Annotated in this window: 30 protein-coding genes; 9 read left to right on the top strand and 21 right to left on the bottom strand. The window is 37.5% G+C overall.

Going from position 1 to position 26,356, the window contains the following annotated elements:
* The first annotated feature begins 3 nt into the window (after positions 1–3).
* The 5 genes from NMG86_RS17325 (at position 4) to NMG86_RS17305 (ending at position 5,961) form a co-directional block, all read left to right on the top strand.
* Positions 4–612, top strand: coding sequence for a single-stranded DNA-binding protein (locus NMG86_RS17325; protein WP_026798185.1), 609 nt, complete (start codon positions 4–6; stop codon positions 610–612).
* Positions 613–1,068: 456 nt separating this feature from the next.
* The gene (gene rbp, locus NMG86_RS17320; protein ID WP_026785916.1) at positions 1,069–1,380 is read left to right on the top strand and encodes an RNA-binding regulator; all 312 of its coding nucleotides are present in this window, start codon (positions 1,069–1,071) and stop codon (positions 1,378–1,380) included.
* A 370-nt stretch (positions 1,381–1,750) separates the two neighbouring features.
* On the top strand, positions 1,751–2,104 hold the full coding sequence (rbp, locus tag NMG86_RS17315) for an RNA-binding regulator (RefSeq protein ID WP_026785917.1): 354 nt from the start codon (positions 1,751–1,753) through the stop codon (positions 2,102–2,104).
* Positions 2,105–2,482: 378 nt separating this feature from the next.
* Positions 2,483–2,815: an RNA-binding regulator gene (rbp, locus tag NMG86_RS17310; RefSeq protein ID WP_026785918.1), complete on the top strand. Its 333-nt coding sequence runs from the start codon at positions 2,483–2,485 to the stop codon at positions 2,813–2,815.
* Positions 2,816–3,144: 329 nt separating this feature from the next.
* Positions 3,145–5,961, top strand: a complete 2,817-nt coding sequence (locus NMG86_RS17305) for a TIGR02921 family PEP-CTERM protein (RefSeq protein ID WP_026798628.1) — start codon at positions 3,145–3,147, stop codon at positions 5,959–5,961.
* A gap of 38 nt (positions 5,962–5,999) precedes the next feature.
* Here the strand turns inward: NMG86_RS17305 and NMG86_RS17300 are convergent, their stop codons facing one another.
* The 3 genes from NMG86_RS17300 to NMG86_RS17290 all read right to left on the bottom strand — a co-directional run bounded on the left by NMG86_RS17300 (position 6,000) and on the right by NMG86_RS17290 (position 7,628).
* Positions 6,000–6,707 (bottom strand): hypothetical protein, encoded by a 708-nt coding sequence (locus NMG86_RS17300; RefSeq protein WP_026798183.1) that lies wholly within the window; start codon positions 6,705–6,707, stop codon positions 6,000–6,002.
* Between the two features lie 235 nt (positions 6,708–6,942).
* Complete coding sequence (locus NMG86_RS17295) at positions 6,943–7,164, bottom strand: hypothetical protein (protein WP_026798182.1); 222 nt, start codon at positions 7,162–7,164, stop codon at positions 6,943–6,945.
* Positions 7,161–7,628, bottom strand: a complete 468-nt coding sequence (locus NMG86_RS17290) for a hypothetical protein (RefSeq protein ID WP_026798181.1) — start codon at positions 7,626–7,628, stop codon at positions 7,161–7,163. The genes NMG86_RS17295 and NMG86_RS17290 overlap by 4 nt, the downstream gene beginning before the upstream one ends.
* Before the next feature lie 213 nt (positions 7,629–7,841).
* Between NMG86_RS17290 and NMG86_RS17285 the strand changes: the two genes are divergently transcribed.
* Positions 7,842–8,456: a Uma2 family endonuclease gene (locus tag NMG86_RS17285; protein WP_026798180.1), complete on the top strand. Its 615-nt coding sequence runs from the start codon at positions 7,842–7,844 to the stop codon at positions 8,454–8,456.
* A 24-nt stretch (positions 8,457–8,480) separates the two neighbouring features.
* Here the strand turns inward: NMG86_RS17285 and NMG86_RS17280 are convergent, their stop codons facing one another.
* From NMG86_RS17280 to NMG86_RS17210, 15 genes are all read right to left on the bottom strand, one after another.
* Complete coding sequence (locus NMG86_RS17280) at positions 8,481–11,957, bottom strand: DEAD/DEAH box helicase family protein (protein WP_026798179.1); 3,477 nt, start codon at positions 11,955–11,957, stop codon at positions 8,481–8,483.
* Positions 11,958–12,053: 96 nt separating this feature from the next.
* Positions 12,054–12,467, bottom strand: coding sequence for a type II toxin-antitoxin system VapC family toxin (locus NMG86_RS17275; protein WP_026798178.1), 414 nt, complete (start codon positions 12,465–12,467; stop codon positions 12,054–12,056).
* Positions 12,464–12,721: a ribbon-helix-helix domain-containing protein gene (locus tag NMG86_RS17270; RefSeq protein WP_042156154.1), complete on the bottom strand. Its 258-nt coding sequence runs from the start codon at positions 12,719–12,721 to the stop codon at positions 12,464–12,466. Before NMG86_RS17270 ends, NMG86_RS17275 begins: the two co-directional genes overlap by 4 nt.
* Before the next feature lie 130 nt (positions 12,722–12,851).
* A complete protein-coding gene (locus NMG86_RS17265) occupies positions 12,852–13,067 on the bottom strand; it encodes a helix-turn-helix domain-containing protein (RefSeq protein ID WP_081694494.1) in 216 nt (71 codons plus the stop codon).
* 65 nt (positions 13,068–13,132) lie between these two features.
* Positions 13,133–14,260, bottom strand: a complete 1,128-nt coding sequence (locus NMG86_RS17260; RefSeq protein ID WP_026798176.1) for a restriction endonuclease subunit S — start codon at positions 14,258–14,260, stop codon at positions 13,133–13,135.
* A 55-nt stretch (positions 14,261–14,315) separates the two neighbouring features.
* Positions 14,316–14,516 (bottom strand): DUF433 domain-containing protein, encoded by a 201-nt coding sequence (locus NMG86_RS17255; protein ID WP_026798175.1) that lies wholly within the window; start codon positions 14,514–14,516, stop codon positions 14,316–14,318.
* A 17-nt stretch (positions 14,517–14,533) separates the two neighbouring features.
* Entirely contained in the window at positions 14,534–14,944 is a 411-nt protein-coding gene (locus NMG86_RS17250; RefSeq protein ID WP_026785928.1) for a type II toxin-antitoxin system VapC family toxin, read from the bottom strand.
* Positions 14,945–15,166 carry a hypothetical protein gene (locus NMG86_RS17245; RefSeq protein ID WP_026798174.1) on the bottom strand — a complete coding sequence of 74 codons (222 nt, stop codon included), beginning with the start codon at positions 15,164–15,166 and terminating at the stop codon, positions 14,945–14,947. It abuts the gene before it with no gap.
* 74 nt (positions 15,167–15,240) lie between these two features.
* Positions 15,241–15,606: a HepT-like ribonuclease domain-containing protein gene (locus NMG86_RS17240; RefSeq protein WP_026785930.1), complete on the bottom strand. Its 366-nt coding sequence runs from the start codon at positions 15,604–15,606 to the stop codon at positions 15,241–15,243.
* Positions 15,590–15,997: a nucleotidyltransferase family protein gene (locus NMG86_RS17235; RefSeq protein WP_235751975.1), complete on the bottom strand. Its 408-nt coding sequence runs from the start codon at positions 15,995–15,997 to the stop codon at positions 15,590–15,592. The genes NMG86_RS17240 and NMG86_RS17235 overlap by 17 nt, the downstream gene beginning before the upstream one ends.
* A 2-nt stretch (positions 15,998–15,999) precedes the next feature.
* On the bottom strand, positions 16,000–16,263 hold the full coding sequence (locus NMG86_RS17230; RefSeq protein ID WP_026798173.1) for a type II toxin-antitoxin system Phd/YefM family antitoxin: 264 nt from the start codon (positions 16,261–16,263) through the stop codon (positions 16,000–16,002).
* 153 nt (positions 16,264–16,416) lie between these two features.
* Complete coding sequence (locus tag NMG86_RS17225; RefSeq protein WP_026785933.1) at positions 16,417–16,605, bottom strand: type II toxin-antitoxin system HicA family toxin; 189 nt, start codon at positions 16,603–16,605, stop codon at positions 16,417–16,419.
* A complete protein-coding gene (locus NMG86_RS17220) occupies positions 16,605–16,841 on the bottom strand; it encodes a type II toxin-antitoxin system HicB family antitoxin (RefSeq protein WP_238558118.1) in 237 nt (78 codons plus the stop codon). The genes NMG86_RS17225 and NMG86_RS17220 overlap by 1 nt, the downstream gene beginning before the upstream one ends.
* A 27-nt stretch (positions 16,842–16,868) precedes the next feature.
* Positions 16,869–18,380, bottom strand: a complete 1,512-nt coding sequence (locus tag NMG86_RS17215; RefSeq protein ID WP_026798172.1) for a type I restriction-modification system subunit M — start codon at positions 18,378–18,380, stop codon at positions 16,869–16,871.
* Positions 18,381–18,504: 124 nt separating this feature from the next.
* Positions 18,505–19,977, bottom strand: coding sequence for a DUF3370 domain-containing protein (locus NMG86_RS17210; RefSeq protein WP_026798171.1), 1,473 nt, complete (start codon positions 19,975–19,977; stop codon positions 18,505–18,507).
* 41 nt (positions 19,978–20,018) lie between these two features.
* Here NMG86_RS17210 and alaS point away from each other — a divergent pair, with 41 nt between their 5' ends.
* From alaS to NMG86_RS17195, 3 genes are all read left to right on the top strand, one after another.
* Complete coding sequence (gene alaS / locus NMG86_RS17205) at positions 20,019–22,820, top strand: alanine--tRNA ligase (protein WP_087882136.1); 2,802 nt, start codon at positions 20,019–20,021, stop codon at positions 22,818–22,820.
* A 61-nt stretch (positions 22,821–22,881) separates the two neighbouring features.
* Entirely contained in the window at positions 22,882–23,193 is a 312-nt protein-coding gene (locus NMG86_RS17200) for a DUF4258 domain-containing protein (protein WP_026798169.1), read from the top strand.
* Complete coding sequence (locus NMG86_RS17195) at positions 23,178–23,396, top strand: DUF2283 domain-containing protein (protein WP_026798168.1); 219 nt, start codon at positions 23,178–23,180, stop codon at positions 23,394–23,396. The genes NMG86_RS17200 and NMG86_RS17195 overlap by 16 nt, the downstream gene beginning before the upstream one ends.
* 212 nt (positions 23,397–23,608) lie before the next feature.
* Here the strand turns inward: NMG86_RS17195 and NMG86_RS17190 are convergent, their stop codons facing one another.
* The 3 genes from NMG86_RS17190 to NMG86_RS17180 all read right to left on the bottom strand — a co-directional run bounded on the left by NMG86_RS17190 (position 23,609) and on the right by NMG86_RS17180 (position 26,344).
* Complete coding sequence (locus NMG86_RS17190) at positions 23,609–24,355, bottom strand: RloB family protein (protein ID WP_051339978.1); 747 nt, start codon at positions 24,353–24,355, stop codon at positions 23,609–23,611.
* A 5-nt stretch (positions 24,356–24,360) separates the two neighbouring features.
* A complete protein-coding gene (locus NMG86_RS17185) occupies positions 24,361–25,641 on the bottom strand; it encodes an AAA family ATPase (RefSeq protein WP_026798167.1) in 1,281 nt (426 codons plus the stop codon).
* Positions 25,642–25,813: 172 nt separating this feature from the next.
* Positions 25,814–26,344 carry an RNA recognition motif domain-containing protein gene (locus NMG86_RS17180; protein ID WP_026785941.1) on the bottom strand — a complete coding sequence of 177 codons (531 nt, stop codon included), beginning with the start codon at positions 26,342–26,344 and terminating at the stop codon, positions 25,814–25,816.
* Positions 26,345–26,356 lie beyond the last annotated feature (12 nt).

The following is a 26,356-nucleotide window of genomic DNA, read 5'->3' as shown; positions in this document are numbered from 1 at the left end:
AAAATGAACAGTATTATTCTAATGGCGGAGATCATTCAAGATCCGCAACTTCGTTATACCCCCGATAATCAAATTGCCCTTACTGAAATGTTGGTTCAGTTTCCCGGACTACGGGATGTCGATCCGCCCGCCACTTTAAAAGTAATCGCATGGGGAAATTTCGCGCAGGAAGTTCACGAAAAATATCATCAAGGAGATCAAATTATTATCGAAGGTCGTTTGGGAATGAATACCATTGAACGACAGGAAGGATTTAAGGAAAAGCGGGCAGAACTGACTGCCCAACGGATTTATCCGGCACAAATGGATCTTTCCAGACCCACCCAAACTTTCGATCCCGCCACCCCGACTCAAAACAAAGTGGTTCCCTTGGGCTCACGTCGCGCCAGCACTTCTGCCCCGACTGCCGACGAACCCCAAGAATCCCGTCGTCCCCCGACTAATTCCGCCCCCCCTAGAACAACTGCCCCCGATGAACCCGATAACCCCGATTACGATCCGATTCCGTTTATGCGACCTGTCCCATTCCAAACAATTAAGATGGGATTGACTGACTTTTGGGAATTAGAAATGAATTGTCCCCGGGTTGGGTTTGAAAGTCGAAAATTTTAACTGAAGTTGTGTAGAAACAATCACGCCCCGTGCTTTTAAGCCGGGGTGAAAAAAGTAAAAAGTTGGTTTAAAACGAGCTTCTCTGCCCTTGGAGGGGATGTAAGACCAAAATCTTCGGGACGTAAAAAATCCATGAAGTCCGAGGCAGTCCCCATTGAATTGGGAAGCCTACACTGTACCATCAGGTCAGTGTAGGTAGTTCACAATATGTAACAATCGGATCGGAGCCTAGATAGGATTCAGTTTAAGCACAATCAAGTCATGAAAATTAAGTCTACCAAAAGATAGATACAGCATTTCCCAAAAAGAATGTTATGATTCTCAAAGGATTAGATATCGGTAGCCTAGTTTGCTACGGCATCAGGAATATTTTCGCTCTTTAGTGTAAGTTCTACCCGCTTGCCTCCGAATTCCAATCTCCGCACACCCCTTGATTTTTGACTGAAAAGGTAATTAATGACGATTTATGTAGGCAATCTGTCTTACGACGTAACAGAAACCGACCTCACTCAAGTGTTTGGTGAATATGGTTCCGTTACAGATGTTCAAATTCCCATTGACCGGGAAACCCAAAGAAAACGGGGTTTTGGCTTCATCAAAATGGCAACGGATGACGAAGAAACCAAAGCAATTGGTGAACTCGATTCAGCAGAATGGATGGGTCGAGTCCTGAAGGTGAATAAAGCCAGACCCAGAGAAGATCGCAAGCCTTCTGATCATTCTGGTGGTGGCTGGGGAAATAACAGAAATAGCTCACGAAGCTACTAAAATTTGACTTCTCTTCTGCCCTGTAATTTTTTAGAGTGAAAGTTGTCAGTGCAAGACATTAAAACCCACTCCCGGACTGGGAAAAAATTTACGCTTGAGGAGCTTGCGGCAAGGACAAGGATAGCAGAATGAATGCTTATATTTGTACTAAAAGTAGTCCTCAGTGGAGAAAAAATTCCCAGACGAATCCCCAGGATTGTTACAGGAGTGTAAGTGCCTGTTTTTCAACAGGTTGTGCTAAAGTAATCAGTGAGAGTAAAATTCGGTTGTAGCTTTTGTTTGTAGTCTTGATGGGCATTTCCCGTTTGGTTTGGACAGGCTTCTCTCCGAAATTCTAACCTCCGCACTATTTTGATTTTGGAGATACCCTATGTCTATTTATGTCGGCAATCTTTCTTATGAAGTTACTGAAGAAGATCTAAAAGAGGTCTTTAAAGAGTACGGTGAGGTTAAACGAGTTCAACTTCCTAAAGACCGTGAAACAGGAAAAGTCAGAGGCTTTGCTTTTGTGGAAATGGAAACTGAAGCGGAAGAAGACAAAGCCATTGAAGAGCTTGATGGAGCCGATTGGATGGGTCGAACCATGAAAGTGAACAAAGCCAAACCTAAAGAAGACCGAGGACCAGGTGTTGGTGGTCGTTCCGCCTATGGTGGTGGTGGCGGCGGTGGCGGTGGTCGCGGTGGTGGCGGTGGCGGTGGCGGTGGTCGCGGTTCTCGCTACTAAGTTGCTTTTTAACCCCTTCGATTAGTATTGACTTTGAGGGTCTCCTTGATTTCATCTCAATAAAAAGGCTTAGGTCGCGATACCTGAGCTTTTTTATTGGTTAGGTCGTAATATCTAGGCTTTTTGATTTGAGATTGGTTGAGGTTGCTAGATCAGGCTGAATCCCAAGATTAAAAGGTTCCTTAGTAAAGTCAAAATTTTGGTAATTGTTGCAGAATTGTCAATTTAGTTAAAAATAGGTTATACTAGAGTGGTTAATGAGAGTAAAATTCGGTTGTAGCTTTTGTTTGTAGTCTTGATGGGCATTTCCCGTTTGGTTTGGACAGGCTTCTCTCCGAAATTCTAACCTCCGCACTATTTTGATTTTGGAGATACCCTATGTCTATTTATGTCGGCAATCTTTCTTATGAAGTTAAAGAAGAAGATCTAAAAGAGGTCTTTAAAGAGTACGGTAATGTTAAACGGGTTCAACTCCCTACAGATCGTGAAACAGGTCGAGTGCGTGGCTTTGCTTTTGTGGAAATGGAAAATGACACAGAAGAAACAGCAGCTATTGAAGCACTAGATGGAGCGGAATGGATGGGTCGAGACTTGAAAGTTAACAAAGCCAAACCTAAAGAAGACCGACCGCCGGGTGGTGGTCGCAGTGGCGGTGGCGGTCGCGGTGGCTATGGTGGCGGTGGCGGTGGCGGTGGTCGTGGTCGCTATTAAATGGCTTTTTGACCCCTTGGATTAGGACTGATTCCGAGGATATCCTCGATTTTATCTAAATAAGGAAAGCTTAGGTAATCATACCTGAGCTTTTTTTATAATTTCTGTTTTTACAATTCAGTAATCGATGATAGCTCAATTGTAGAGAGTTATATAGCAGTTGCCGCATCTATTAGGACATTCTTGAAAGCTAAAAGCTGCTCATAGTAAGTATTTACCTATAGCGAGATTGCCTATTCCCTATTGCCTCTTGCTATACTTGATGATAGAGTGGCTGCGATAGTTTTCGGTTGAATCTTCTACTTTTATATATAGCCTAATCGGGTAATATGAATATCACTAAAACCCTTCATACCCTGTTCGGATTAATTTTTTGGTTGTGGAATATCACTTTCCTCACCGTTGTTTATATTTGGATTTTACCTTTTCTAGCAATTTTTCTGGTCTTAGCGACCTTTGCTGGAGAAATCGAACTAGAATTTACTCTAACCATCCTGGCTTTAATTGCAATTCCCACCGTTTGCGTGATTATTGCAAATAGGAATTTTCGTCAAAGACCTGTAGAGTTAATCCGGTTATTTTATGGTGTAGAAGCACCGCTATTTTTATTCTGTCTGGTAAGATTATTTATTCTGCGGGAAATGACCCTAGCTAGTCGTTTCGTATTAACCACTATTTTAATTTGTATTACTGCCTTTTTTATAGAATTAGTCTGGGGATATTTAGGACAAAAAGAGCATAAAATCTCTCGAATTTTATCGGGAATACAATTAGCTGTCCATAGCCTGATGTTATTAGTTGGATTTTATTTAGGAATTATTCTGCTATATTATGCAGTTCCGGCTGCTGTTGTTATGTTAAGACAGTTTTTTTCATTTCAGTGGTTAGAATATTTGTGGTGGGATTTAACTCATAATTTCTTGTTAGGTTTTGCTGTGATGACGATTCTTTGCGCCGGAACAGCAACATTATTTTTAGGAATGCCTTCGGCTTTAGTTGCTCTTTATGTTCATTCAGGACAACGAATTTTAGGCAAATTTTCAGCCCAATATGGTCGGACTCGCACCGTCCAAATCTCATTAGGAGTTGTAACCCTTTGGACTGTATTATTAATTAGTTTTCTGCGTCAACCTCAATTTTTAGCCTTTCAAAAGTTAGAAAATATTCCCCAAACCGAACCGCAAAAACAAGAATTATTAGCCCAATCTGAATCTATTCGGAAAGGATTAGTCAATGCCTATTTATCTCCCTATCGTTATTTAGGAGCCGTTAAAGATAGTAATTCGATGGAGGCAATGTATAAAGATGTTTTCAATTTACCTCAACCCTTATTAAATGGTCTTCAAAATAGTTATAATCAATTGATGTCTCCCTTTCTTTATCAAGGAGATTTAGATAAGGATGTGGATAAGGCTGAGAAACTATATGCTAATTTTTTTGATGCTCCGATTGAAAAAGGAGAACGTCTGGCAATTCAACACGCGCTTAAATCTACAGTTATTTTAGATGATGCTAAAGCAGGCTTATTGAATATTAATCAGAAAAAAGTTTGGTTAGCCAAACAAGAGGTTACTGTTCAAGAAAAGGGGGACTGGGGAGATGTGGAAATCCACGAAATTTATCAAAATCAAACTAAGGATGTAGAGGAGATTTTTTACTCTTTCACCTTACCTGAAACCGCCGTAATTACGGGACTTTGGTTAGGAGATACTAATAATAAAGCTACCCGTTTTCCCTTTACGGTTTCTCCGAGGGGTGCGGCTCAAAAAGTGTATAATTCTCAGGTTAAACGGGAACGTCCCGTTGACCCGGCATTGTTAGAACAGGTGGGAACCCAACATTATCGACTGCGTGCATTTCCGATTCCGCCTAAATCAGTTTCTTGGGATAGAAATAATCCTAATCCTCCCGCAGAATTGCATCTGTGGTTAACCTATAAAGTCATGGGTCAGGGGAATCAATGGCCGTTACCTAAATTGGGAGAAAAACGTAATATTTTCTGGACAAAAGCCACGGAAAGAATTAGAAATCAAAAATCAATTAAAGGATTTGAAAAGGATTGGTTAGAGGCTAATTTACCAGCTTCTCAACAGTCAATTCAATCCCATCAAGTCAGTTTAGATGATTATAAAATTACGGTTCAACCCTTAGCTGAAAAAGATTATATTTTACCCCAAAATCAACGATTTGCGATTATTTTGGATACCTCTCGCAGTATGGGAACCCATAAACAGGAATTAGCGAAAACCTTAGATTGGTTTAAGACTAATATTCTTACCAAAAATCAGGCGGATTTATATGTTACTGCAACAGCCGGAAATCAACCCCAATTTATGAATGATTTGCCACGGTTTCAGGTTGATCAAAAAGTCTTTTATGGAACCTTACAAATTAAAGAAATGCTGCGCCAGTTTATACAGTTGCGAGGAAATGAAGCCTACGACGGAATTGTATTAATTAGTGATGAAGGAAGTTATGAATTATCGGAAGATAAAACCGAGGTTCCCCAGCTTTCTATTCCTCTGTGGATTGTGCATTTGGGTTCCCTGGCTGGTGCTTATGAAGATGGAACTTTAAAGATGATTCAACATAATGGAGGTGGGGTTTCAACCGATATTTCGGAAGTGATGAAACGGGTGGCGACAACGGAACAATTAACCCAAAAATTGGCAGGTTCAACTCAATCTAAACCTGGCAAAAATCCAGAAAAACCCCAGGTTTTAACCGTGGCGGATGGCTATGCTTGGTTAATGGAAAAAACGACGGAAAAAGCTCAAAAATCCCAGGGGTTTGAACAAATTGCAGCGCGATTATTAGTTCGGGGATTAAGTCAGAAAAACCCTGAACAACAATTAGCTAAATTAGATGATATTCATGCGATCGCCAAGACCTATAATATTGTTACCCCCTATTCTTCGATGATTGTTCTAGTGAATGATGAACAACGTCAAGCTTTGAAAGTCGCAGAAGCTTCTAAGGATCGATTTAATCGTCAAATAGAGGATGGTAAAGAACAGTTAAATAAACCGAATAATCCACTTAAAGCTGCTAGTGTTCCTGAACCTGGAATGACAATTGGTTTAGGGGTTATTGCCCTGTTTATTGTTGTTAAATCTCAAAGAAATAAAACTAAAAATTGGTTTTGATATTTTAATTAAATGATTAAATTAAAAGCGATCGCTCTTTAAACCCCAGGAAAATCATTCCGAATTTGCTGTAAAGCTCGATAGAATTTTTTACGACGAACCCATGCCACATAACCCGCAAAACAACAATTTCCCTCCGGGTCAATCAAAAACACATGATCAACTTCTACTAAGTTTTTCCAAACATTAATTTTTATATTATTCTTTAATGTAATGTAGGGGGTTGAATATCCTACATTTTGGAAATGGGTAGGATTCATACCCTTGATTTTTTGTAATCTGTTTATAATATCTTCGATGGTGGTATCAGTGGTGGTACCAGTGGTGGTACCAGTGGTGTTACCAGTGGTTGGGGTTGGGGTTGGGGTTGGGGTTGGGGTGGGAGTGGGAGCACGTTCAATATTGAGTTCAATTTTAGCAACGGTATATTCACCAGAACCGAAAATCTCACCGCCACTTTTATTATAAGTTCCTCGTAACTTTCCATCAATATAAAGTTCAAAACGTCCACACCAATCTTGACCAAATAACCCTCTGATAATTCGTTCTTTTAGACTGTAAGTTTTAATCATAAAATTCAATAAATTAACTCCTTCTTGCAAAGCAGAAGAAATATTAATTTTTTTCCCCGTCATCAAGGAAAAATAATGTTCATTCACCAGAATATAGGCTTCATCCCGACCTTCAATTAAGCGAATTTCGATTGAACGGGGATTCAGGGCCGAAAGTTTAATAACAGATTCCATAATTCACCTCAATTGTAGGGTTTGTAAGCGCAGTACAGGCATTAGCTAACACTTATTATAATATTACCTATTATAACCTATCACAGCAAGGGAGCGAAAACAAAGGTCACGCCCTGAAAGAAATTATCAGGAAAAGGTGAGTCTTCAGCTTAAGTATTGTAATGTTTTGTTTAAAAATTGCAACTTTGGGTTGAGATTGGTTCTCGGATTAGATGAAATTAATGGAGATCGCTCTTTAAACCCCAGAAAAATCATTCCGAATTTGCTGTAAGGTTTGATAGAATTTTTGAGCATGAATCCATCCCACATAACCCGCAAAACAACAATTTCCCTCCGAGTCAATCAAAAACACATGATCAACTTCTACTAAGTTTTTCCAAACATTAATTTTTATATTATTCTCTAATATAATGTAGGGGGTTGAATATCCTACATTTTGGAAATGGGTAGGAGTCATCCCCCGAATTTTTTGTATAAGCTTTTCATAATATTTAAAAGTTGTTTTTTGATGTCGTCATCAGGATTAGGAGTGGTGGGCTTAGGAGTTGGGGTGGGCTTAGGAGTAATACGTTCAATATTGAGTTCAATTTTAGCAACGGTATATTCACGAGAACCGAGAAACACACCGCCATTTTGATTATAGGTTCCGTGTAATTTTCCATCAATATAAAGTTCAAAACGTCCACACCAATCTTGACCAAATAACCCTCTCCGAATTCGTTCTGTAAGCGGATAGGTCTTAATCATTAAGTTTAATAAATTAACCCCTTCTTGTAAGCTAGAAGAAATATTAGTTTTTCTCCCCGTCACTAAGGAAAAATAATCTTCATTCGCCAGAATATACGCCTCATCCCGACCTTCAATTAAGCGAACTTCGATTAAACTGGTATCCAGGGCCGAAAGTTTAATAACAGATTCCATAATTTACCTCAATTCTAGGGTGTGTAAGCGCAGTGCAGGCATCAGCTAACACTTATTTTAATATTTATTACCTATTTTAACCTATCACGGCAAGGGATCGAGGACGCTCCTACCTTGTGCTTTTCTAAACAGGTCGATTTTGCGCTAAAATATAAATGCTTATTATTTTTTTAAATGACTACTAACTCGGATTTATTGCAATTGATATAAATTATGGTTCAATCCTTACCAAAACCAACAAATTTTGCTGAATTTATCCAGTGGAAACCGGACAACAAACGCTATGAACTCCATGAAGGAGCAATTATTGAAATGCCACAACCGACGGGAGAACATGAAGATATTGTGGGGTTTTTAGCTGAAAAACTGACTTTAGAATATGTGCGCCTCCATCTTTCTTATTCTATTCCGAAAACGGCACTGGTTAAATCAGCTTCAAGTGAGTCGGCTTATTCGCCAGATATCTTATTATTGGATCGTTCTAATTTAGTGAATGAACCTTTTTGGAAGAAATATTCTACTGTAAGTTTGGGTAAGTCTATTCCTTTAGTGATTGAAGTCGTTAGCACTAATTGGCGGGATGATTATTATAAAAAATATGGGGAGTACGAAGATATTGGAATTGTTGAATATTGGATTGTAGATTATCTAGCCCTGGGTGCTCGTAAATTTATTGGTAATCCCAAAAAACCAACTATTTCTGTTTACTTTTTAGTCGATGGAGAATACCAAGTTAATCAATTTCAAGAAAATGAGTGCATTCAGTCCTTGGTTTTTCCAGAGTTAAGTTTAACGGCCGAACAAATATTTCAAGCTGGAGTTATTTAATATAATAAAAACCTAGTCTTTCAATCAAGCAGAGTAAAAGGTTGTTTCTATAGGTTGATCAAAAGAGCGAATTATGGTAATAATATTATTAGCATCCTCATTGTTAAAAACTCCATCTAATCCTGCGGTGTGAATATCAGTAAAAGGGGATTCATACAAACGAGAGGGCTTCATAACCCCACGTTGGGTTAACCAGTTAATAATTTGTTCAATAAAACGAATTTGATTAGCATTGAGATTGTTATTTTCCAAATATTTACTAAATGCTTGTTTGGCGGTGTTTCTGTCTAAACCCACCAATTCCAACATAAAACTTTTCAGGTTAATATTTTTACCATATACTAACTCGAATTTATCCCTAGATTCTAGCGCCTCTGAGGTAAATAACATCTTTTCTAATTCCTGTAAATCAGTATCAGTTAGAGGTAGATTTCTTTTTAACTTAGCGATCGCAATATGATCTTGATGGGCTAAAATATAGCTTTCTACTCTTTTTTTGTATTGATAGGGGCTGAAACCTGTTTGACGGTTAGGTACTTCTAAGATTTCTAAATCCCCTAATTCATCCTCAAAATCAGTATAGATAATGATTTCATCCCGTTGATCAATTAACACCATTAAATCTCGGAAATTTAGCCGCATTTCTTCTACTAAATAAACCGTCACATCTTGCCACCATCTTTCTGTCTGTACTTGTTCAATTAAATTCAATTTATCCTTAACAATAGGGATGGTTTTTTTAGTTTCTAAACGGGTTAATAAATCCCTGATTTGATCCCGTAATCTTTCAAAATTTGGGCTATTTTTGAGGATAGCTAACTGAATTTTCAGACACAGCAGATCAAAGTTTTTAATCCGAGGATTTTCTACGGGTAAAGTATTGGGGAGGGGGATCAGGGTATTAACAATAACTTGCCGATCTTCTGGGTTTAAATTCTGCCATTTTTCCCGTTGACGGAAAGTTAAAACGGTTTCTAAGTAACGACGCACTAGAAAATTATTTTCTTCCATACTGGCAACGTGCTGATGTAATTCATCTAGTATTTTTTCCTTGAGATTATCGGTTTTAACGACAGTATAGGACGCTTGAGACTCTTTAACTCGATTTTGAGGGTTATTCACAAGGGTTGTAGTTTCTGCGGTATTTAAACAGTCCCATAACTCTAATTTTGCCTTTAAAAGTCGAGTTTGTAATGATTCAGCCGGGGATTGTTCTTTTTCGGTTATTTCTTGATTAAAATAGGTAAAATTATCGCATAGGTCAAATATCAAAAATTCCGTTTTATCCTTGCCAAATCCGAATAAATTAGGGCATAAACGAGTGCCTCTGCCGATCATTTGATTGAATTTTACCTCTGAGTAAACGGGTTTAAAAAACATTAAATTTACCACTTCTGGCACATCTACCCCCGTGTCTAACATATCCACAGAAATAGCTATCATTGGCTCTTTTTCCGCTTCTGAGAAGTCATCAAGCAGACTTTGAGCATAATTGTTATAGCTGTCGATAACACGGGCAAATTTGCCTTTATATTGGGGATAGTTATAGTTAAATCTTTCTTCGATAAATTGGGCGTGTTGATGATTTCGGGCGAAAATAATAGTTTTGCCCAGGCGATCGCCCTGATGGATTTTTAAACCCCAATCCATAAGAATTTCTAAGGCTTTATCCACCGTATCAATATTAAATAACCAACCATTGAGGGCGGCGGCGTTAATTTCCTTGGGTATTTCCCCTGTTTCTTCGTCATAGAATTTTTCTTCATATTCTAATTTTTCTTCTGGGGTAAGATCCGCATATTTCACCCCACTACGGAGAAATTTAAACGGTACATTGATACCCGTAGGAGGCACTAAATAGCCATCGGCGATCGCATCTTGTAATTCATAGGCAAAGGTGGGATTACCCGCTTCTAATTCAAAAATGCGGTAGGTGTCTCGGTTAATTTCGTTTCTGGGGGTGGCGGTTAAACCGATTAACAAAGCATCGAAATAGGTAAAGAGGGCTTGATATTTTTGGTAAATACTGCGATGGGCTTCATCTATAATAATTAAGTCGAAATAGCCGACTCCGAAGGTTTTAACCTCACCCCCTCTGCTACTAGGAGAGGACAGAATATCGTTATTAATGCGATTCATCATAGTTGGATAGGTGGAGAGGAGGATATCAGCACCGCTTACGTCTTTTTCTTGGGTTAAGTCTATGGCCGTGGCGTGGGGTAAGTGTTTCTGGATAGCTCTTTTGGCTTGGGTGATCAAGGAGGTACGGTCAGCTAAAAATAAGACTCTTTTAATCCAGTTAGCTCTAGTTAATATATCAACTAGGGCGATCGCGGTTCTGGTTTTTCCTGTGCCCGTTGCCATGACTAGCAAGGCTTTCCTGGCTTTTTTCTCAAAGGTTTCTGTGACTCGTTTCAGGGCTTCTATTTGGTAGCTTCTCCCGGCTATTTCTTGATTGGGTAAAACGATCTCAAAGGGTTTTCGGTGACTGCGGCGATAAATTATCCTTTGTAATTCATCTTTTTTTAAGAAGCCTTCCACCAGGCGCGGGGGATAGTTGCCATCATCCCAGAGATAGGTTTGATAGCCGTTAGTGTAGAAAATAATCGGGCGTTGATTAAATTGTTTTTCTAAACAGTCAGCATAAAGTTGGGCTTGTCGTTTACCCAGATTTGCGTCTTTTTGGGTACGTTTAGCTTCAATAATAGCCAGGGGTAAGCCGTTATCATCCCATAATACATAATCAATATAGCCTTTACCCGTGGGGTTAACAGTTTGGGGCATTCCGGTGATTTCATACTCGGTAAAATGGGGTTGAGTTAAATCCCAACCCATTTCTTTAAGTAATACATCAATTAAGTATTTACGGGTATCAATTTCGTTATAGTCATGGTGATCTTTAACGGTACTATTTGCCTGTTTGAGTTGACTAATTTCTGCTTTAATTTGGTTATATTCTGCTTCTGTTTGTTGCTGTGCTTTTTGGGCAATTCTTGCTATTTCTTGAGCTTGGGATAATTCTTGCTCTAGTTTTTGCAGTTGAGCAAGGGTTTTTTGATCACTTCTAACTTTTTCCTGAGTAGCGGGGGGAATATATTGGAGTTGAGGGAGGTTTTTACCGTTGGGGGAGTAGTAGCGACAAAGCCAATAGAGAAAATGGAATAATTCTTGAGTAATATAATCTGCGTCTTTTTCGTTGATTTTTTCGTTACTGTGGGCGGCATTATTGCCCATTTTGTGGATGATACGAACTTTGGGGAAAAGGTTAGGAGGTAGGTTATCTTTGAATGTTTGTTCGTGGATTAATGCCCCTAAATTATTATCGTAGGGTAGTATTAAATAGGGGTCATGATCATATAGCCAGATAACAGCTTGCTCAAGGGTATAACGGGCATAGAAGCAACAGGCACGGCTATCGGTTAGGGCGAGGGTTTCGACACGGGTAGCACTTTCGTAGATTTCGGGAAAGTCGGGTTTTAAAAAGTCAAAGTTGGATGACATGGCGATGTTTCTGGTTTAGTTTGAGGAAACAATTTTTTAAAATTTGATAGTATTTTTAAATATTATATAAATTAGATTACCCTAACACCCTAACTTTTAAGGGATTTTCTGAAAACCTGCCTGAGCAAAATGTTGATCAAAGGTTAAAGCATTATTAATGTTTAATTGCCGCATTATTGTAAAAGAAATACAATCAGTTAAAGAATAGGATTTATCGTTATATTTTTGAAATAAATCCCAACTGTCAAAAAACACTTTTTCATCAACATGAATAAATTGAACCACAGAACTATTAATTAATCTTTTCCCTACTTCCACCGCTTTGCTATGTAAGTTACGACTATTTAAAAAAGTGACAACTTCATCAAAAACATAAGAGGTAGTAGTCAATTTTAAATCTTTTTTGTCTAAATCTTGCCAGTGCTTAGTTGTCTTTTGATGATTTTGATCATCTCTTATTTCTAAGGCTATGATATAACTAGCATCTAAAAAATAATGATTTAAACTCATGAGTTGTAAATATAATTGTCTAAGTTATTAGAAGCATCAGTTATTCCAATGTTAACGGGATTTTTCCCTAAACCAAAAATCGGATCTTCATCGGACAAAGAATCTACAGAAAGATTATTTTTAAGCAATTCATTCTGTACCGCAGTAGCAATAAATTCATCAAAATTTTTGACTTTACCAGCTTTGATTAGTTCTTCTGAAGCATTTACCAGTTCTTGGGGTAAATTAATAGTTAAAGGAATAGTTGTGGACATTTTACTATTAATAATTGTTCGGCTATAAACAGTATAACATAAATTATAGGCGACTGGGCACTGGGAGCAACTGAAGCACACCTAAAATCTAAACTGTCTCTATCGAGATGGCGTTTTAAATAGTATAACATCAGAGTTGTTCCATCCGAAATTTAATCGCATCAATCGGATTGGGTAGGGCAATAGGATAATGTTTTTCTTCGTAGGCTTCTACTAGAGTGGTAAGTATGTCTAATTCATCAAATTCTGGTGTATTTGGCATCGCTTCCATTAGCTGTTCAATTCTGGCGAGGGTCGCTTGGTAATCTTGTTCGTTTCTAATGGGTTTAATTGTTCTGGTGTTCATGATTTTAATCTTTTATTTCTACGGTGTTAGCGTTGATTTTGGAAACAAAAATTAAATTTATTCATCTATAATTCACCTTTGAATGCTTTTTGTAATAAGGAGTTAAATAAGTTTTCTGATTCTTCAAGTGATTTAATATTTTTTGCTCTTTGTATTTGTATTTTTGTAATGATATCTTCAAATTTTTCTTGATTTTCTAAAGGAGGAAAAATTATTTCAAAAGTTTTTATCATATCCAAGTTTAAATTAGGTTGATTGCCTCCACGCCCTAATTCTCTTAGTCTATAGTATGAAAGTTTTAGTAATTCCCATAGATAAATGGTATTGTATTTATAGCTAGGTAATATTGCTGCACAAGCCTGATTTGTTGTTGATGGATTCGCAAGTAGTGCCGTTCTTCCTCTTGTTTTTCCTTGACCATACATCGCAACAATAATAGTTTTTTCGGGAAATACATTCATTTGCAAAGCCCCTTTTTCACTTAAATATTCTTCAGTTTCTTCGATAATAGAATTTATTACCTCTGTCGTTTTTACCCAACGAATAGAATTACCATAGTTATCATTTTCCTTACGACTAGGAGTTTTACCAGTCTTTACTTTTGCAATGTCTTTTACTTGGCATTTTTCCCAACCTTTAGGATTAATAACAGGATCGCCGAACATATCGAGAAAGGTTGATTTAAGGAGTTGTTCGGTAAGGGCGATCGCTTCTTTCCTTTTCCTGATGATTTCGTCTGCTTTATCCAATATATTCGCTATTCTACGTTGAGATGCGATCGGGGGTAAGGGGATTTCTATATTTAAAAACTCTTGTCTATTTATATGCTTCATAGTTGAACCATGAGTATATTTAAGCATTAAATCAATAGATTTATCTAAAGCATATTTAAGATATGGTTTACAAATTAATTTTTCATCAGGAACAACTTTAAAGATATGTTGATTAAGTACCGCTATTTCAGAGTCTTTCCATTCAAAAACACCTAAACTGGCAGACCATGATACAAGAATATCATTAGGATATACTAAATATTTATCTTCGACATTTTGTAAAGTTCTATTATAGGGCTTAGAACAATCATTAAGATTTTGTATTCTAATAATTTTTTTCCCTTTATCTTCCCAATCTGAGGGTTTAAATGCTTTACCATTGATAAAGTCTGCAACTTTACCTAATTTTACTAATTCCATCCTGACATCTCCTTTAAAAAAATAATGATATTAAGAAGTAAAAACAATTAAATAATTATTCTGTAGCAAAAGATAACGAAGCTAAAATATCATCTAATTCCAAATCCTCATAATCTATTAAAATTTCCTCTGTAGTCATTCCTGAACTGAGCAACTCCAAAATAAATTCCACAGGATACCTTAAACCTCGAATACAAGGCTTACCATGACAGATATTAGGATCTATAGTAATACGTTTTATTAATAAATAATTCATGATTTAATCTCCTTTAATTAAGTTAATAGACGAATAAACCCCGCCTGTTCAAAATGTTTATCAGTAGTAAAAGCCTCCGTAATATTTTCCCGTTGCATAATCACAAAACTAATACAATCCGTTAACCCCCAATCCTTATCCTGTCTTGATTCATATAAAGCTAATCCCAAATCGAGTAAATCCTCACGGATAGAAATAACTCTAGTAGATTTTATGTTGCCCAGATTTTTAATAAAATCAGCCGTATTTTGACGAGCCAAAGGAGAACATAAAGCATCCCCAACTTCTAATAAAATAAACTGACTGGTGATAAAAATATAGTTTTGCTTGAGCAATTTTAAGCGTATTTGACAAGCTTTTTCATGCCAAATATCATCAATATTAAGTAAAGCAATCCAAGCAGAAGTATCAACAAAAACCTGTTTCATTTACTCAACTTCCCTTTTAGGAGTGCCATGAATATAGTGATCATGTTGTTCAGCAAGATCCTGAATACCTGTACTGACTTTACATCTTTCCAATAAATCACCTAACTCATCATCGTGATTGTTTTGTCTCTGACTCCGACTTTTTAACAACTCATAAAATTCCTGTAATTCCTGAGTTGATAAATAATCCAATTCCGCCTTAATTAACTGCTTAATATTCATAAAAAAATTGATTACCCCTGCAATTGAATACAACTATAGCGATCTTAACATATTATCTAAAATTTACCGCTTTTCTAACGGGGATAGGGAGGATCTAATTCCTGTAACTGATTAAGGATATCTTGAATTTGCTGATGTAACAGAGGAATTTGATTAATAACTACCTCCCAGACTAAATTATAATCAACGCCAAAATAATCATGAATTAACTTATCTCTCATCCCCGCCATCTGCTTCCAAGAAATTTGAGAATATTGTTGCCTAAAATCATCCGGTAACTTTTTCGTCGCTTCCCCGATAATCTCCAAACTACGCACGAGTGCCCTTGTTAAAATGGGGTTGTCCAAGAAAACTTCTTTCTCCAAACCCTCAGATACTTCGAGGATAAAAGAAGTTTCTAGGAGAATATGACCTAAATAATCATCAGGAGAATGAAACATATTCCACCTCCGCTAAAATCTTATGCCCAAAGATAGGACTCAAAGACTCAGGAGTTAAGACATCTACCTTACGCCCAAATAAATCATCAAAGAAAAAGCATAAATCCATAAAATTCATAAAAGTTTTCAACTCCGGCTTAAACTCCACCAACAAATCAATATCACTGTTTTCTGTGGCTTCCCCACGCCGAAACGAACCAAACAACCCACATCGCCTTACCCCATAACCTTCTAAGGTTTTTTGATGCTTCCGTAATTGCTCAAAAATATCCTCTTTACTGTTTACTACTACAACTTCCATAATATTCCAACCTATAGAATTAAGAATTTTTGAATCTTTAACCAATGCCTGATAACCTTTATTTTTAAATTCAGTTAATTCACCTATCAAGTTTAGCCATTGGCAAATCTTTCTAAAGTTGTGCTAAATTCCTCACTTCCCACCATTGAAGATTGAGTTAGGGCAGTTTGTGCTTTTTGCCCCCAATGTAAATCTTCTAATTCTTCCAGTTTATCAATTAGTTTTTGATAAGACTCTGCGGAAAGAATGACATAGCTGGGACGTTTTTGCTCGGTGATTAACACAGGCTCAACTTTTGCTTGATCAAAGACTTCACCATGTTGATTTCTGGTTTGCTTCAGGGTATAGCTTTTCATGATCTCAAAAGATTGACTATTTTAGACATTATAGCAAAAATGGACAAAAGAAGAATTTGATTGACAACCACCTCCTACACTAAATTATAATCAACTCAAGTTTATCTGGAAATAACCTCTTTTTTTAGAGTAGTCCTAAATCATTTGTGATAATTAAAATTTTTTCTTTAATCCAGCCTGTTTACAAATTTCATTAGCGGTGATTCTGTCAAAGATTTTATGTCGCTTAACGGGGAGAGTAATTGTATTATTGGTATAGATAGAGTGATTTCCTCCCTCTCGTAAAAGATAAAAACCATTATTTTCCAAGTATTCAATTAAATCTCTTCTTTTTACCGACATTAAGCAACCTCAATGAATAAACTTTCAATAATATCACTATCATTTGAAGGAATAGTTTTTCCTTGCTGTTGATAAGCTAAAATCATTTCATTTAAAGCATCTTCGAGCATTAAACGACACTCTGTAACCGTTTTTCCCTCCGTAACCACTTCTTGCCATTCCATAATTTGCCCCATATATCCCGATGGGATTTTTGTATATTTAGCAGTGTATTTATATCTCATGGTATTGTTCATTAATTGTTCATTAACATTTTACAGTATTTATAATATACCTAACATTCCCTCTAACACCTCCAAATCCGCCATAATCTCCCCTTCGATTACCTTTAATTTACCTAAAATAACTGCCGGAGACTCATAACTAACTTCCCCATATTCCACCTCCTTATAACGATTGATCGATAAATCATAACCATTTTTAACTATTTCCTCCTTCGCCACAAAAAAAGCCTTACTGCTGCGGTCAATATCTTTGTTTAGATTGCGATCGCGCCACTTAGCAATAATATCAGGAATATCATTTTCCTCCACAGGTTGACGCTTATCATCCAACGATAAACCATCCGCACCCATATCATAAAACCAAACCCCATCCGTACCCCCTACCCCCGTTTTAGTAAACATCAGCACCGCCGTAGAAACCCCAGCATAGGGCTTGAAAACCCCCGAAGGCATGGAGATCACCCCATCTAACTTATGGTTTTCTACAAGGGTTTCCCGCAGGGTTTTATGGGCATTAGACGAACCAAATAACACCCCATCCGGCACAATTACCGCCCCTCTCCCGCCTTTTTTTAATAACCGCAAAAATAACGCCGCAAACAATAACTCGGTTTTTTTGGTATTAATAATTTTGATTAAATCCTTAGCAATAGTATTCGCTTCTAACGATCCCTTAAAAGGAGGATTCGCTAAAATTAAAGTAAAGGCTTCCGATACTTCTGAATGCTCCTCTGCTAAGGAATCCCTCGCCTCAATTTTAGGGTCTTCGATGCCATGTAACATCATATTCATACTGCCAATTCGCAACATGGTCGCATCAAAGTCAAAACCGTGAAACATCTCCTCATTAAAGTGCTTACGATTGACAGGATTACTCAAAATATTATTACCCTCACTATCTTTTTGTTGACGCAAATATTCCGCCACCGCCACCAAAAAGCCCCCCGTCCCACAAGCAGGATCACAGATTACCTCATGGGCGCTAGGATTCATTAATTCGACGATCATTTTAATAATGTGGCGAGGAGTGCGAAACTGTCCATTTGTTCCGGCGGTGGTGAGTTTTGATAACATATATTCATAAAGATCTCCCTGTAAATCTATATAGGTTTTATCTTGAGATTGACTAGCTTGTTGATTGAGTAATTCAAGGATTTGGTCAATTTGTGCTACTACATTTGCTAATAGGGCAGGGTTAGCAATTAAAAATACAGCATCCTTCATGTGTTGGGCATAAGTCCCCCCTTCCTTACCAATGGTTTTGATAAAAGGAAAGGCAGAATCCCTGACCGTAACTAACATATCAGCAGGGTTTTGATTTTTAAATATAGACCAACGATAATGATTATTTTCCGGGGTAAAAGTGGGATTTTCTAATAGCCCCCCTAAGCGTTTGATCTTCTTTTCTTGGGCTAATTGTAGGTCATCTAGGCGTTTGATAAACAGTAAATAGGATATTTGTTCGATCACCGACAGGGGGTTACTAATCCCGTTATTCCAAAACGTTGTCCACAATTTATCAACTTTGGATTTTAACTCGCCTGTAATCATTGCTTGAGATCCCTTTATTGGTGCTTATCCTTCCTATTATCAATGATTATCAGACTATTTTAACAACAATCTCCCACCTCGAAATTTTTGGGCTTCTTTCTACCTCTTTTGTACTTGGAGATGATTAATTTAAAGTTTTAATGGTCACAACTTGGGGGGGTGTAGCATCGGGAGGATAACGAAAATCAACTCTAACAAAACGGGAGGATTTCGGATTTAATTTTAATTGAACTAACGGGTCAACAATTTGCCCTCGACGATGCCATAAATGTATATATTTTACAATATTTTTTCCTTGTTCATCTTCATATCTTAACCTAACTGTGCCTCGAAAAAATGGAAAATCTAAGGGGGGTTGTCGAAAAATTAATCCATTTTTTGATAACTTTTCTTCCTTGAATGGAGTTTCTAAAGTAACTGCTACTGTTTGAGTTTTATCCGTTACATTGAATAACGGAATCTGTAAATCATAATGTACCCCATAATTACCATGGGATTGATATGCGGTATCAGGATAACGAACAATTAACGGTGCAGCTTGAACTTGTTTTGTTCCTAATGTTCCCGCTCTAACTGTACTAATAGGAAAAGAAATTCCCTTTCCCCTATCAGGAATAGTCAGAAAATCTTTACCCTCATCCACTAAATCTGCTGCCCATTTTGCCCCTTGTTGAATACCCGCAACCCGACTATAAATTAACTGGCCTCCTATTTGTTCTGGAGGAGTTGGAATTTTATCGCGGGGTTGTGCTAAACTACCATTGTCAAGTAACTGTTGCCATTCTTCCAAAGTAGGCGCACGCTCCTTACCATCGGGTTCTATTTTCGCAAATTGGGCTAAACTAGCCAGATAAATTGAAGCCGGGGGAGAATCATCGGTTTGACCCCGAACTTTCAACCGCATAAAAGTAGAACGCCCATTCACCGGACGTTTTAACCCCTTAACTGGGATAGGCAAATTCATTAACATTTGAGTTTCACCAGGGCCAATTTCCAAGGTTTCAGGAAATTCAACCTGTCGCTTTCCCCTTAACACATCATCCACCGCCCGAATACCAGGCCCGGAATAAATCTCACCGTTAGCATTATCACTCATGGCAGGCTTTTCTTTAAACGGAGCATCAGGCTCCAATAAATAACTTGCTGCTGCCAATACTTCAACGGTAACAGGTTCATTATCAGGATTATGAACAATTAACCCCAAATATAAGGTTTTTAAATCCGGTGGAGTGTGGGTAAAATGATGTGTAAATACCTCAAACTCTCCCGTTAAACGATACTCTAAATGAGCTTCAGGATCACCCCGCCATCCTCCCGGAAAGGTTGAGAGTAAAATTCCTTCCTGTTTCACCCATTCTGGACTATTGCTATTAAACATTAACACCTCATCCAGTTTCCCAGGCAAGGGACGGACTTCATTCTCAGCAATAATTTCCTGGGGTGGTAAGGCATTGGCAAAGGGCAACCGAGGCAGAAGGGTAGGAAACCGTTCAACAATGACAGTTTGCCGAAAACAAATTCCTCCGACCGCCCCCCCCAAGGCAGACAAACTAACAATTAAAATAGGAATTATCCGATGTAAGGTTTGATCTTTCATTTATTCTGAAAGGTTGGTCTAATTTTTTTACCGTGAGTATTATGACTTTTTCTCCCCAGTATTCCACAGGCAGCGAAATTCGGCAAAAGTTTCTCAACTTCTATGCCGAAAAAGGGCATAAAATTCTGCCCAGTGCTTCCCTAGTTCCTGAAGACCCGACGGTGTTGTTAACCATTGCCGGGATGCTACCCTTCAAACCGATATTTCTGGGACAGCGACAACCGGAAGTTCCCCGCGCCACCACCTCCCAAAAATGTATCCGTACTAATGATATTGAAAATGTGGGCAGAACGGCCAGACATCATACTTTTTTTGAAATGTTGGGCAATTTCAGCTTTGGAGACTATTTTAAACAACAAGCGATCGCTTGGGGATGGGAAATTTCCACAAAAGTATTTGAGTTACCCCCAGAACGTTTGGTGGTGAGTGTGTTTGAGGAAGATGACGAAGCTTTTGCCATCTGGCGCGATGAAATTGGGGTATCTCCCCAACGCATAAAACGCATGGGAGAAGCGGATAACTTCTGGAAATCTGGCCCTACTGGCCCCTGTGGCCCTTGTTCAGAAATTTATTATGATTTTCACCCCGAACGCGGCGAGGATAATATTGATTTAGAGGATGATTCTCGGTTTATTGAGTTTTATAACTTAGTATTTATGCAATATAACCGAGATAATGATGGTATTTTAACCCCTTTACAAAATAAAAATATTGATACGGGCATGGGGTTAGAACGCATGGCGCAAATTTTACAGCAAGTTCCTAATAATTATGAAACCGATCTGATTTTTCCTATTATTAAAACGGCGGCGGAAATTGCCCAAATAGACTATCAGAAATCCGACGAAAAAACCAAGGTTTCCCTAAAAGTAATTGGGGATCATATTCGGGCGGTTGTGCATTTAATTGCTGATGGAGTTAATGCGTCTAATATTGGCCGAGGTTATATTGTCCGGCGTTTAATTCGTCGCGTTGTTCGTCATGGTCGGTTAATTGGAATTAATCAGGAATTTACTACTTTAGTAGCTGAAACTGCTATTCAATTATCAGAAGCGGTTTATCCTAATGTGCGTCAACGGGAAACCGCAATTAAAGCAGAATTACAAAGAGAAGAAACCCGGTTCTTAGAAACCTTAGAACGGGGTGAAAAACTGTTAGCTGAAATTATTACCAAGGCGACCCCCACCAACCTCCCCCTTACCAAAGGGGAGGCTACAGATATTTCTTCCCCCCTTAATAAGGGGGGACTAGAGGGGGGTAATTCCGGTCAGGCGACCCCCACCAACCTCCCCCTTACCAAAGGGGAGGCTACAGATATTTCTTCCCCCCTTACCAAGCAGGGACTAGAGGGGGGTGAAATTTCTGGTCAAGATGCTTTTGTTTTATATGACACCTACGGTTTCCCCCTGGAATTAACCCAAGAAATTGCCGAAGAAAATGGGTTAACTGTTGATATTAAAGGCTTTGAAACGGCAATGGAAGAACAGCGCCGTCGTTCTCAAGATGCCCATGAAACTATTGATTTAACCGTTCAAGGAAGTTTAGATCAATTAGCAGAACATATTCACCCCACGGAATTTTTAGGCTATACTTTATTAACATCTGATGCCAAAGTTGAAGCGGTTTTAGTGAATGGAAAACCTGTAGAAACAGCAGAAGCGGGAACAGAAATTCAAGTAATTTTGAATAAAACCCCCTTCTATGCCGAGTCCGGGGGACAAATTGGCGATCGCGGTTATTTGAGTTATGGTGATACCGTAATTCAGATCGAAGATGTTAAAAAAGAATCCAATATTTTCATCCATTTCGGACGCATTGAACGAGGAATAATCACCCCAGGAATGACATTAACTGCCCAAATTAATCGCGCCTGTCGTCGTCGTGCCCAAGCTAATCATACCGCCACCCATTTGTTACAATCAGCGTTAAAATTAATAGTAGATCCTTCTATTTCTCAAGCGGGTTCTTTAGTTGATTTTGAGCGTTTACGATTTGATTTTAATTCTCCCAGGGGGTTAACTGCTGAAGAATTGCAACAAATTGAAGATCAAGTTAATAGTTGGATCACCGAAGCCCATCCCGCCGTAATTGCAGAAATGGCGATCGAAGCCGCTAAAGCGAAAGGTGCGATCGCTATGTTTGGAGAGAAATATTCTGATGTGGTGCGGGTGGTCGATTATTCTGGGGTTTCGATGGAATTATGCGGGGGAATTCATGTTAGTAATACTGCCGAAATTGGTCTATTTAAGATTATTTCTGAAACAGGTATTGCATCAGGAATTCGACGGATAGAAGCGGTAGCAGGACAAGCGGTTTTAGAGTATTTAAAAGTTCGGGATACGGTGGTTAAGGAATTAGGCGATCGCTTTAAAGCTAAACCCGAAGAACTTCCCGAACGGATTACTAATTTACAACAGGAATTAAAAGCAACTCAGAAACAATTAGAAGCCGTTAAAGCGGAATTAGCGATCGCCAATTCCCAACAATTATTAACCACTGCTGAAACTATTGGTGAGTTTAAATTAATTGTAGCAGAACTCCATGATGCCGATGCAGAATCGTTAAAAACTGCCGCAGAAAGGCTACAACAAAAGTTAGGAGAAAGTGCCGTTGTCTTGGGTTCAGCTACGACGGATGGTAAAGTTAATTTTGTTGCAGCGTTCAGTAAAGCGGTGAATAATAAAGGCTTACAAGCGGGTAAATTTATCGGCGGTATTGCCAAAATTTGTGGCGGCGGTGGCGGCGGACGTCCGAATTTAGCCCAAGCGGGCGGTCGAGATGCTACGCAGTTAAAAGCAGCGTTGGAGAGTGCAAAAACCCAGTTAGTTGATGGGTTGAAATAAGTTAAGTTAACCCCTCCCTGTTTAGGAGAGGGGCTTTTTATATTTTGAGATTTAGAATAGAATGAAGATACTCACCGATTATCAAGGTCGTTCTGTTCGATTGAATAAAGAACGATTAGCCCATATTTTACTGCATCCTGAATTAACAGCAATGGAGGTTGAAGTAGAAGTCACCCTCAAAAACCCAGAACAAGTTAGGCGATCGCGCACTGATAATACCGTTTTGCTTTATTATCGTTATTATATAGGTACTTTAGTGGGAGATAAGTGGTTATGTGTGGTTGTGAAACATTTAGAAAATGATGCTTTTGTTTTAACGGCTTATTTCACTGACAAAATTAAACAAGGAGAGCAACTATGGCCTCAACTGTAAAAGTTTATTTTGATAAAGAAGGCGATTTTTTAGAAGTTTTATTTTCGGATCAACCGGGTTATATGCGAGAAACTGATAATGATGCGATTATGGAACGAGTGGATGAAGCCGGAAATTTATTAGGGTTTTCTGTATTAGCTGTGAGTGAGTTATCAACAGATCAACCATTAGTGGCTCAGTTAGTAGCGGGTGCTAAAATTTAAGTTTTTAGGTAGATATTGTTAACAAAACCTAACACCGAATTTAGCACAAGCTGGTGGACGGGATGCAACGAAGTTAAAAGAAGCGTTAGAGAGTGCAAAAATACAGTTAGTTGATGGGTTGAAATAGATTTGACCTATCCCCTGCTAAGAAATAGCCTTATTCTATTCTATTGTAAGATTTAGAATAGAATAAGGAAATCAATGAAAAAAAATTAATCATTCTCAGAAAGATAGATTAATCTCTGGACTAAACTATATACTGTTGTTGATGGATTAATATTATGTTTTCGAGTGAGTTCATGAATTAACTGATCTGTTATTTCCGTAAATTTTTCAGGGTGTTGTTTATCAAAATAAATTGCTTTTGTTGTATTTGATGAAATATCTTTCCATAGATTTTCTGCATTTTTGATAGCTGTTTGTTGACGTTGTTTAAGATGTTTTTCATATAAATCAAGTTTTTTCTCGTACCTTTCACCTAATCGATCACTAAGTGTTGTAAACAAATCATTTCTATGAGTTTCGCTCGTATAATACTCATAATGCAATAAATACCAAAGTTCAAAAGCATCATTTGAAATTGCTAATCTAATGTTCTCTTTTAAAGCGAGAGCAATAGCTCTATTAAAATTTTGTTGATTATTATTTTCGGATTTAAAATCTCGATCAAAAACACACCAAACTTCATTATATTCTCCATCTTCATTTTTTAATTCTATTGCTTTTTCTACTAAACTTAATGTAACTCTACCTGCTCCTTTTACTTGAATATAAAGATGTATTTTGTTAAGATTTTTATATAAACTATTAAAATAATTAGGTTCAGTTTCTTGACCTTCACAAACAATTAACAATCTTTTGCGAGTTTCTCCTCTACGTTCTACGGTATTATTTCTGTCTGAGTAACCACGATTTGTTATTTCTTTTTTATTTTTAATAGAAGACTTCTTTTTGTTCATTTTATTTATTCAATAAATAATTGCTCTAAATTGCCAATAAAAGGTATAGCTCCATATTTGCCTTTAATATAATCGCTTTCTAATGAAGCATCACTGCTAACTTTATATTCTATCAAAGAATAAAGGTCACTAGCTCCTTGATTATTTTTTTCCGTAAACCAGATTTGATCCAGTCTAAAGATTTTATTGTTTAATAAGTTAGTGTCATGAGTCGTAAAAATTAGCTGTGCATTTTTAGGATTAGTTGTCTTAGAATTAAATAAATTAATCAGTGTCTGAGTGATTAAAGGATGCAGTTTAGCATCTAATTCATCAATAACTAATACTTCTCCATTGGTTAAAGTTTCCAAGATTAGCCCAGCAAAGGCAAAGACTTTCTTAGTTCCTTCAGATTCATCTTCATCAAGGTTAAATTTTTCTAAACTTACTATTTTACCTTGATCATCATACTTTTTATGAATTGTTTGAATCTCATTAGATTCTAAATTATTAGCTTTCATGATCAACTGTCTTAATTCTTCTGGTAACTCATTCGGTAACTGTTCTGATCGTAATACTTTCGTCTGAATAATGATATTATCAATATCTAAATCTAGCTGTTTGATGAGTTGAATGATCGGATCAGGGTATTTTTTGAATTGAGCAATTGTATATCCCTGATACAAGTGTTCACGCAATCCCGAAAGAACATTAAATTTTTCTCTAAAAAAAAGTAAAATATTAGTAGCTATTTTACCATTAAATTGAGCTACAACAGATAAAAATAAAGCATTTGGACGAGTTTTTTCAAAAATTTCTTTTCCTTGTTTTTCAAATTGCTTTTTAACTTCGATTTGATCAAAATTTCTCTGAAATAAATTAATTTCTTTAACTTTGGGTACATGAAACAACCATTCTGAAATTACTCGTTCTTTATTGACTTCAAACCCATATCGATAGATTGTTTGATCTAAAATAAAAACTATTTCAAAAAAAGAGGGTTTATCTACTGTTTGTGTGTTCAGCTTAAACTCTTTAACATCAATTTCATCTCCTACCTGGGTTTCTTTAAATGAGGTTAATATAAACCTTGTCATAAAACCCATTGCTTTAATTAAGTTGCTTTTTCCACTGGCATTTGCACCATACACAGCAGCACTTTTAACCAACTTCAACTCATCATCAAAATTAAAAACATTATTTTCATCAAGTTCTTCATAGTAGGAAACAACTTTTGATGCTACCAGACTAAAGGTGACAGTTTCTTTAAAAGATAGATAATTACCAACGCTGAATTCGATCAGCATATTTAGTTCCTATTTTTAAATTGCATAGTCTATCATTATTACACAATATCGCTCTTTTCTCACTCTGAGGAGGGTAAAATGAAAAAAATATTTCTAATTGACTTCAATAAAAAGAACCCCCCTCAATATTGATTCAGGCGGGTTCATTCTTATTCCAAAAAAGCCAATAAAATTAAGGATTGGCGGCTTGGGCAGCTAAAATTTGTTTGAGTTTTTCTAATTCATTAGCCCAACGAGGATCGGGTTGGAAGGAATCATCACCGCTAGTTCTCGATGTAGAAGTTTGACCCCCGGAAGAATGCTTAGATTTTTTATTCCGGTTTTTACCACTACCGCCACTTTTAGGCATATTACCCGATGATTTAATCGGTTGTTGAACTGGCTGTTGCTGTTGTTGGGGCTGATCATCTTCCCCACCGTTTTCACCCTCACCAACACCGTCACCTTTTCCTTTTTTCCGAGGTAATGCTTTCTCTATTTTTAGAGCATTTTCTCTAAACATTACCCCATTATATTTCTCAACAATTTGATCCGCGACTTCATCAGTCTGCACCGTTACAAATCCAAAACCCCGACATTTGCCAGTTTTGCGATCGGTAATCACCTTAGCAGAAACGGTATCTCCTTCTTCTGCAAAGACATCTTGTAATTCTTTGCGTTCCAATTCTTTAGGAAGATTACCAATATAAAGACGAACGGACATAAGTAGAACCTC

Origin of the sequence: Planktothrix rubescens CCAP 1459/22 (assembly GCA_904830895.1) — a bacterium.
Lineage (GTDB): Bacteria > Cyanobacteriota > Cyanobacteriia > Cyanobacteriales > Microcoleaceae > Planktothrix > Planktothrix agardhii.
This window is presented reverse-complemented; position numbering and strand designations above follow the sequence as displayed.

What these genes read in the sequence shown, in the direction of transcription:
- NMG86_RS17185 (WP_026798167.1), bottom strand. Translation starts at nt 25,641, where the DNA reads ATGCTGATCGAATTCAGCGTTGGTAATTATCTATCTTTTAAAGAAACT.
- NMG86_RS17280 (WP_026798179.1), bottom strand. Translation starts at nt 11,957, where the DNA reads ATGTCATCCAACTTTGACTTTTTAAAACCCGACTTTCCCGAAATCTAC.
- NMG86_RS17210 (WP_026798171.1), bottom strand. Translation starts at nt 19,977, where the DNA reads ATGAAAGATCAAACCTTACATCGGATAATTCCTATTTTAATTGTTAGT.
- NMG86_RS17300 (WP_026798183.1), bottom strand. Translation starts at nt 6,707, where the DNA reads ATGGAATCTGTTATTAAACTTTCGGCCCTGAATCCCCGTTCAATCGAA.
- NMG86_RS17220 (WP_238558118.1), bottom strand. Translation starts at nt 16,841, where the DNA reads ATGAACAATACCATGAGATATAAATACACTGCTAAATATACAAAAATC.
- NMG86_RS17255 (WP_026798175.1), bottom strand. Translation starts at nt 14,516, where the DNA reads ATGAATTATTTATTAATAAAACGTATTACTATAGATCCTAATATCTGT.
- NMG86_RS17260 (WP_026798176.1), bottom strand. Translation starts at nt 14,260, where the DNA reads ATGGAATTAGTAAAATTAGGTAAAGTTGCAGACTTTATCAATGGTAAA.
- NMG86_RS17190 (WP_051339978.1), bottom strand. Translation starts at nt 24,355, where the DNA reads ATGAACAAAAAGAAGTCTTCTATTAAAAATAAAAAAGAAATAACAAAT.
- rbp (WP_026785917.1), top strand. Translation starts at nt 1,751, where the DNA reads ATGTCTATTTATGTCGGCAATCTTTCTTATGAAGTTACTGAAGAAGAT.
- alaS (WP_087882136.1), top strand. Translation starts at nt 20,019, where the DNA reads ATGACTTTTTCTCCCCAGTATTCCACAGGCAGCGAAATTCGGCAAAAG.
- NMG86_RS17245 (WP_026798174.1), bottom strand. Translation starts at nt 15,166, where the DNA reads ATGAATATTAAGCAGTTAATTAAGGCGGAATTGGATTATTTATCAACT.
- NMG86_RS17285 (WP_026798180.1), top strand. Translation starts at nt 7,842, where the DNA reads ATGGTTCAATCCTTACCAAAACCAACAAATTTTGCTGAATTTATCCAG.
- NMG86_RS17225 (WP_026785933.1), bottom strand. Translation starts at nt 16,605, where the DNA reads ATGTCGGTAAAAAGAAGAGATTTAATTGAATACTTGGAAAATAATGGT.
- NMG86_RS17265 (WP_081694494.1), bottom strand. Translation starts at nt 13,067, where the DNA reads ATGAACACCAGAACAATTAAACCCATTAGAAACGAACAAGATTACCAA.
- rbp (WP_026785916.1), top strand. Translation starts at nt 1,069, where the DNA reads ATGACGATTTATGTAGGCAATCTGTCTTACGACGTAACAGAAACCGAC.
- NMG86_RS17195 (WP_026798168.1), top strand. Translation starts at nt 23,178, where the DNA reads ATGGCCTCAACTGTAAAAGTTTATTTTGATAAAGAAGGCGATTTTTTA.
- NMG86_RS17240 (WP_026785930.1), bottom strand. Translation starts at nt 15,606, where the DNA reads ATGTTTCATTCTCCTGATGATTATTTAGGTCATATTCTCCTAGAAACT.
- NMG86_RS17275 (WP_026798178.1), bottom strand. Translation starts at nt 12,467, where the DNA reads ATGAGTTTAAATCATTATTTTTTAGATGCTAGTTATATCATAGCCTTA.
- NMG86_RS17215 (WP_026798172.1), bottom strand. Translation starts at nt 18,380, where the DNA reads ATGATTACAGGCGAGTTAAAATCCAAAGTTGATAAATTGTGGACAACG.
- NMG86_RS17250 (WP_026785928.1), bottom strand. Translation starts at nt 14,944, where the DNA reads ATGAAACAGGTTTTTGTTGATACTTCTGCTTGGATTGCTTTACTTAAT.
- NMG86_RS17230 (WP_026798173.1), bottom strand. Translation starts at nt 16,263, where the DNA reads ATGAAAAGCTATACCCTGAAGCAAACCAGAAATCAACATGGTGAAGTC.
- NMG86_RS17290 (WP_026798181.1), bottom strand. Translation starts at nt 7,628, where the DNA reads ATGGAATCTGTTATTAAACTTTCGGCCCTGGATACCAGTTTAATCGAA.
- NMG86_RS17295 (WP_026798182.1), bottom strand. Translation starts at nt 7,164, where the DNA reads ATGACTCCTACCCATTTCCAAAATGTAGGATATTCAACCCCCTACATT.
- NMG86_RS17200 (WP_026798169.1), top strand. Translation starts at nt 22,882, where the DNA reads ATGAAGATACTCACCGATTATCAAGGTCGTTCTGTTCGATTGAATAAA.
- NMG86_RS17180 (WP_026785941.1), bottom strand. Translation starts at nt 26,344, where the DNA reads ATGTCCGTTCGTCTTTATATTGGTAATCTTCCTAAAGAATTGGAACGC.
- rbp (WP_026785918.1), top strand. Translation starts at nt 2,483, where the DNA reads ATGTCTATTTATGTCGGCAATCTTTCTTATGAAGTTAAAGAAGAAGAT.
- NMG86_RS17305 (WP_026798628.1), top strand. Translation starts at nt 3,145, where the DNA reads ATGAATATCACTAAAACCCTTCATACCCTGTTCGGATTAATTTTTTGG.
- NMG86_RS17270 (WP_042156154.1), bottom strand. Translation starts at nt 12,721, where the DNA reads ATGTCCACAACTATTCCTTTAACTATTAATTTACCCCAAGAACTGGTA.
- NMG86_RS17325 (WP_026798185.1), top strand. Translation starts at nt 4, where the DNA reads ATGAACAGTATTATTCTAATGGCGGAGATCATTCAAGATCCGCAACTT.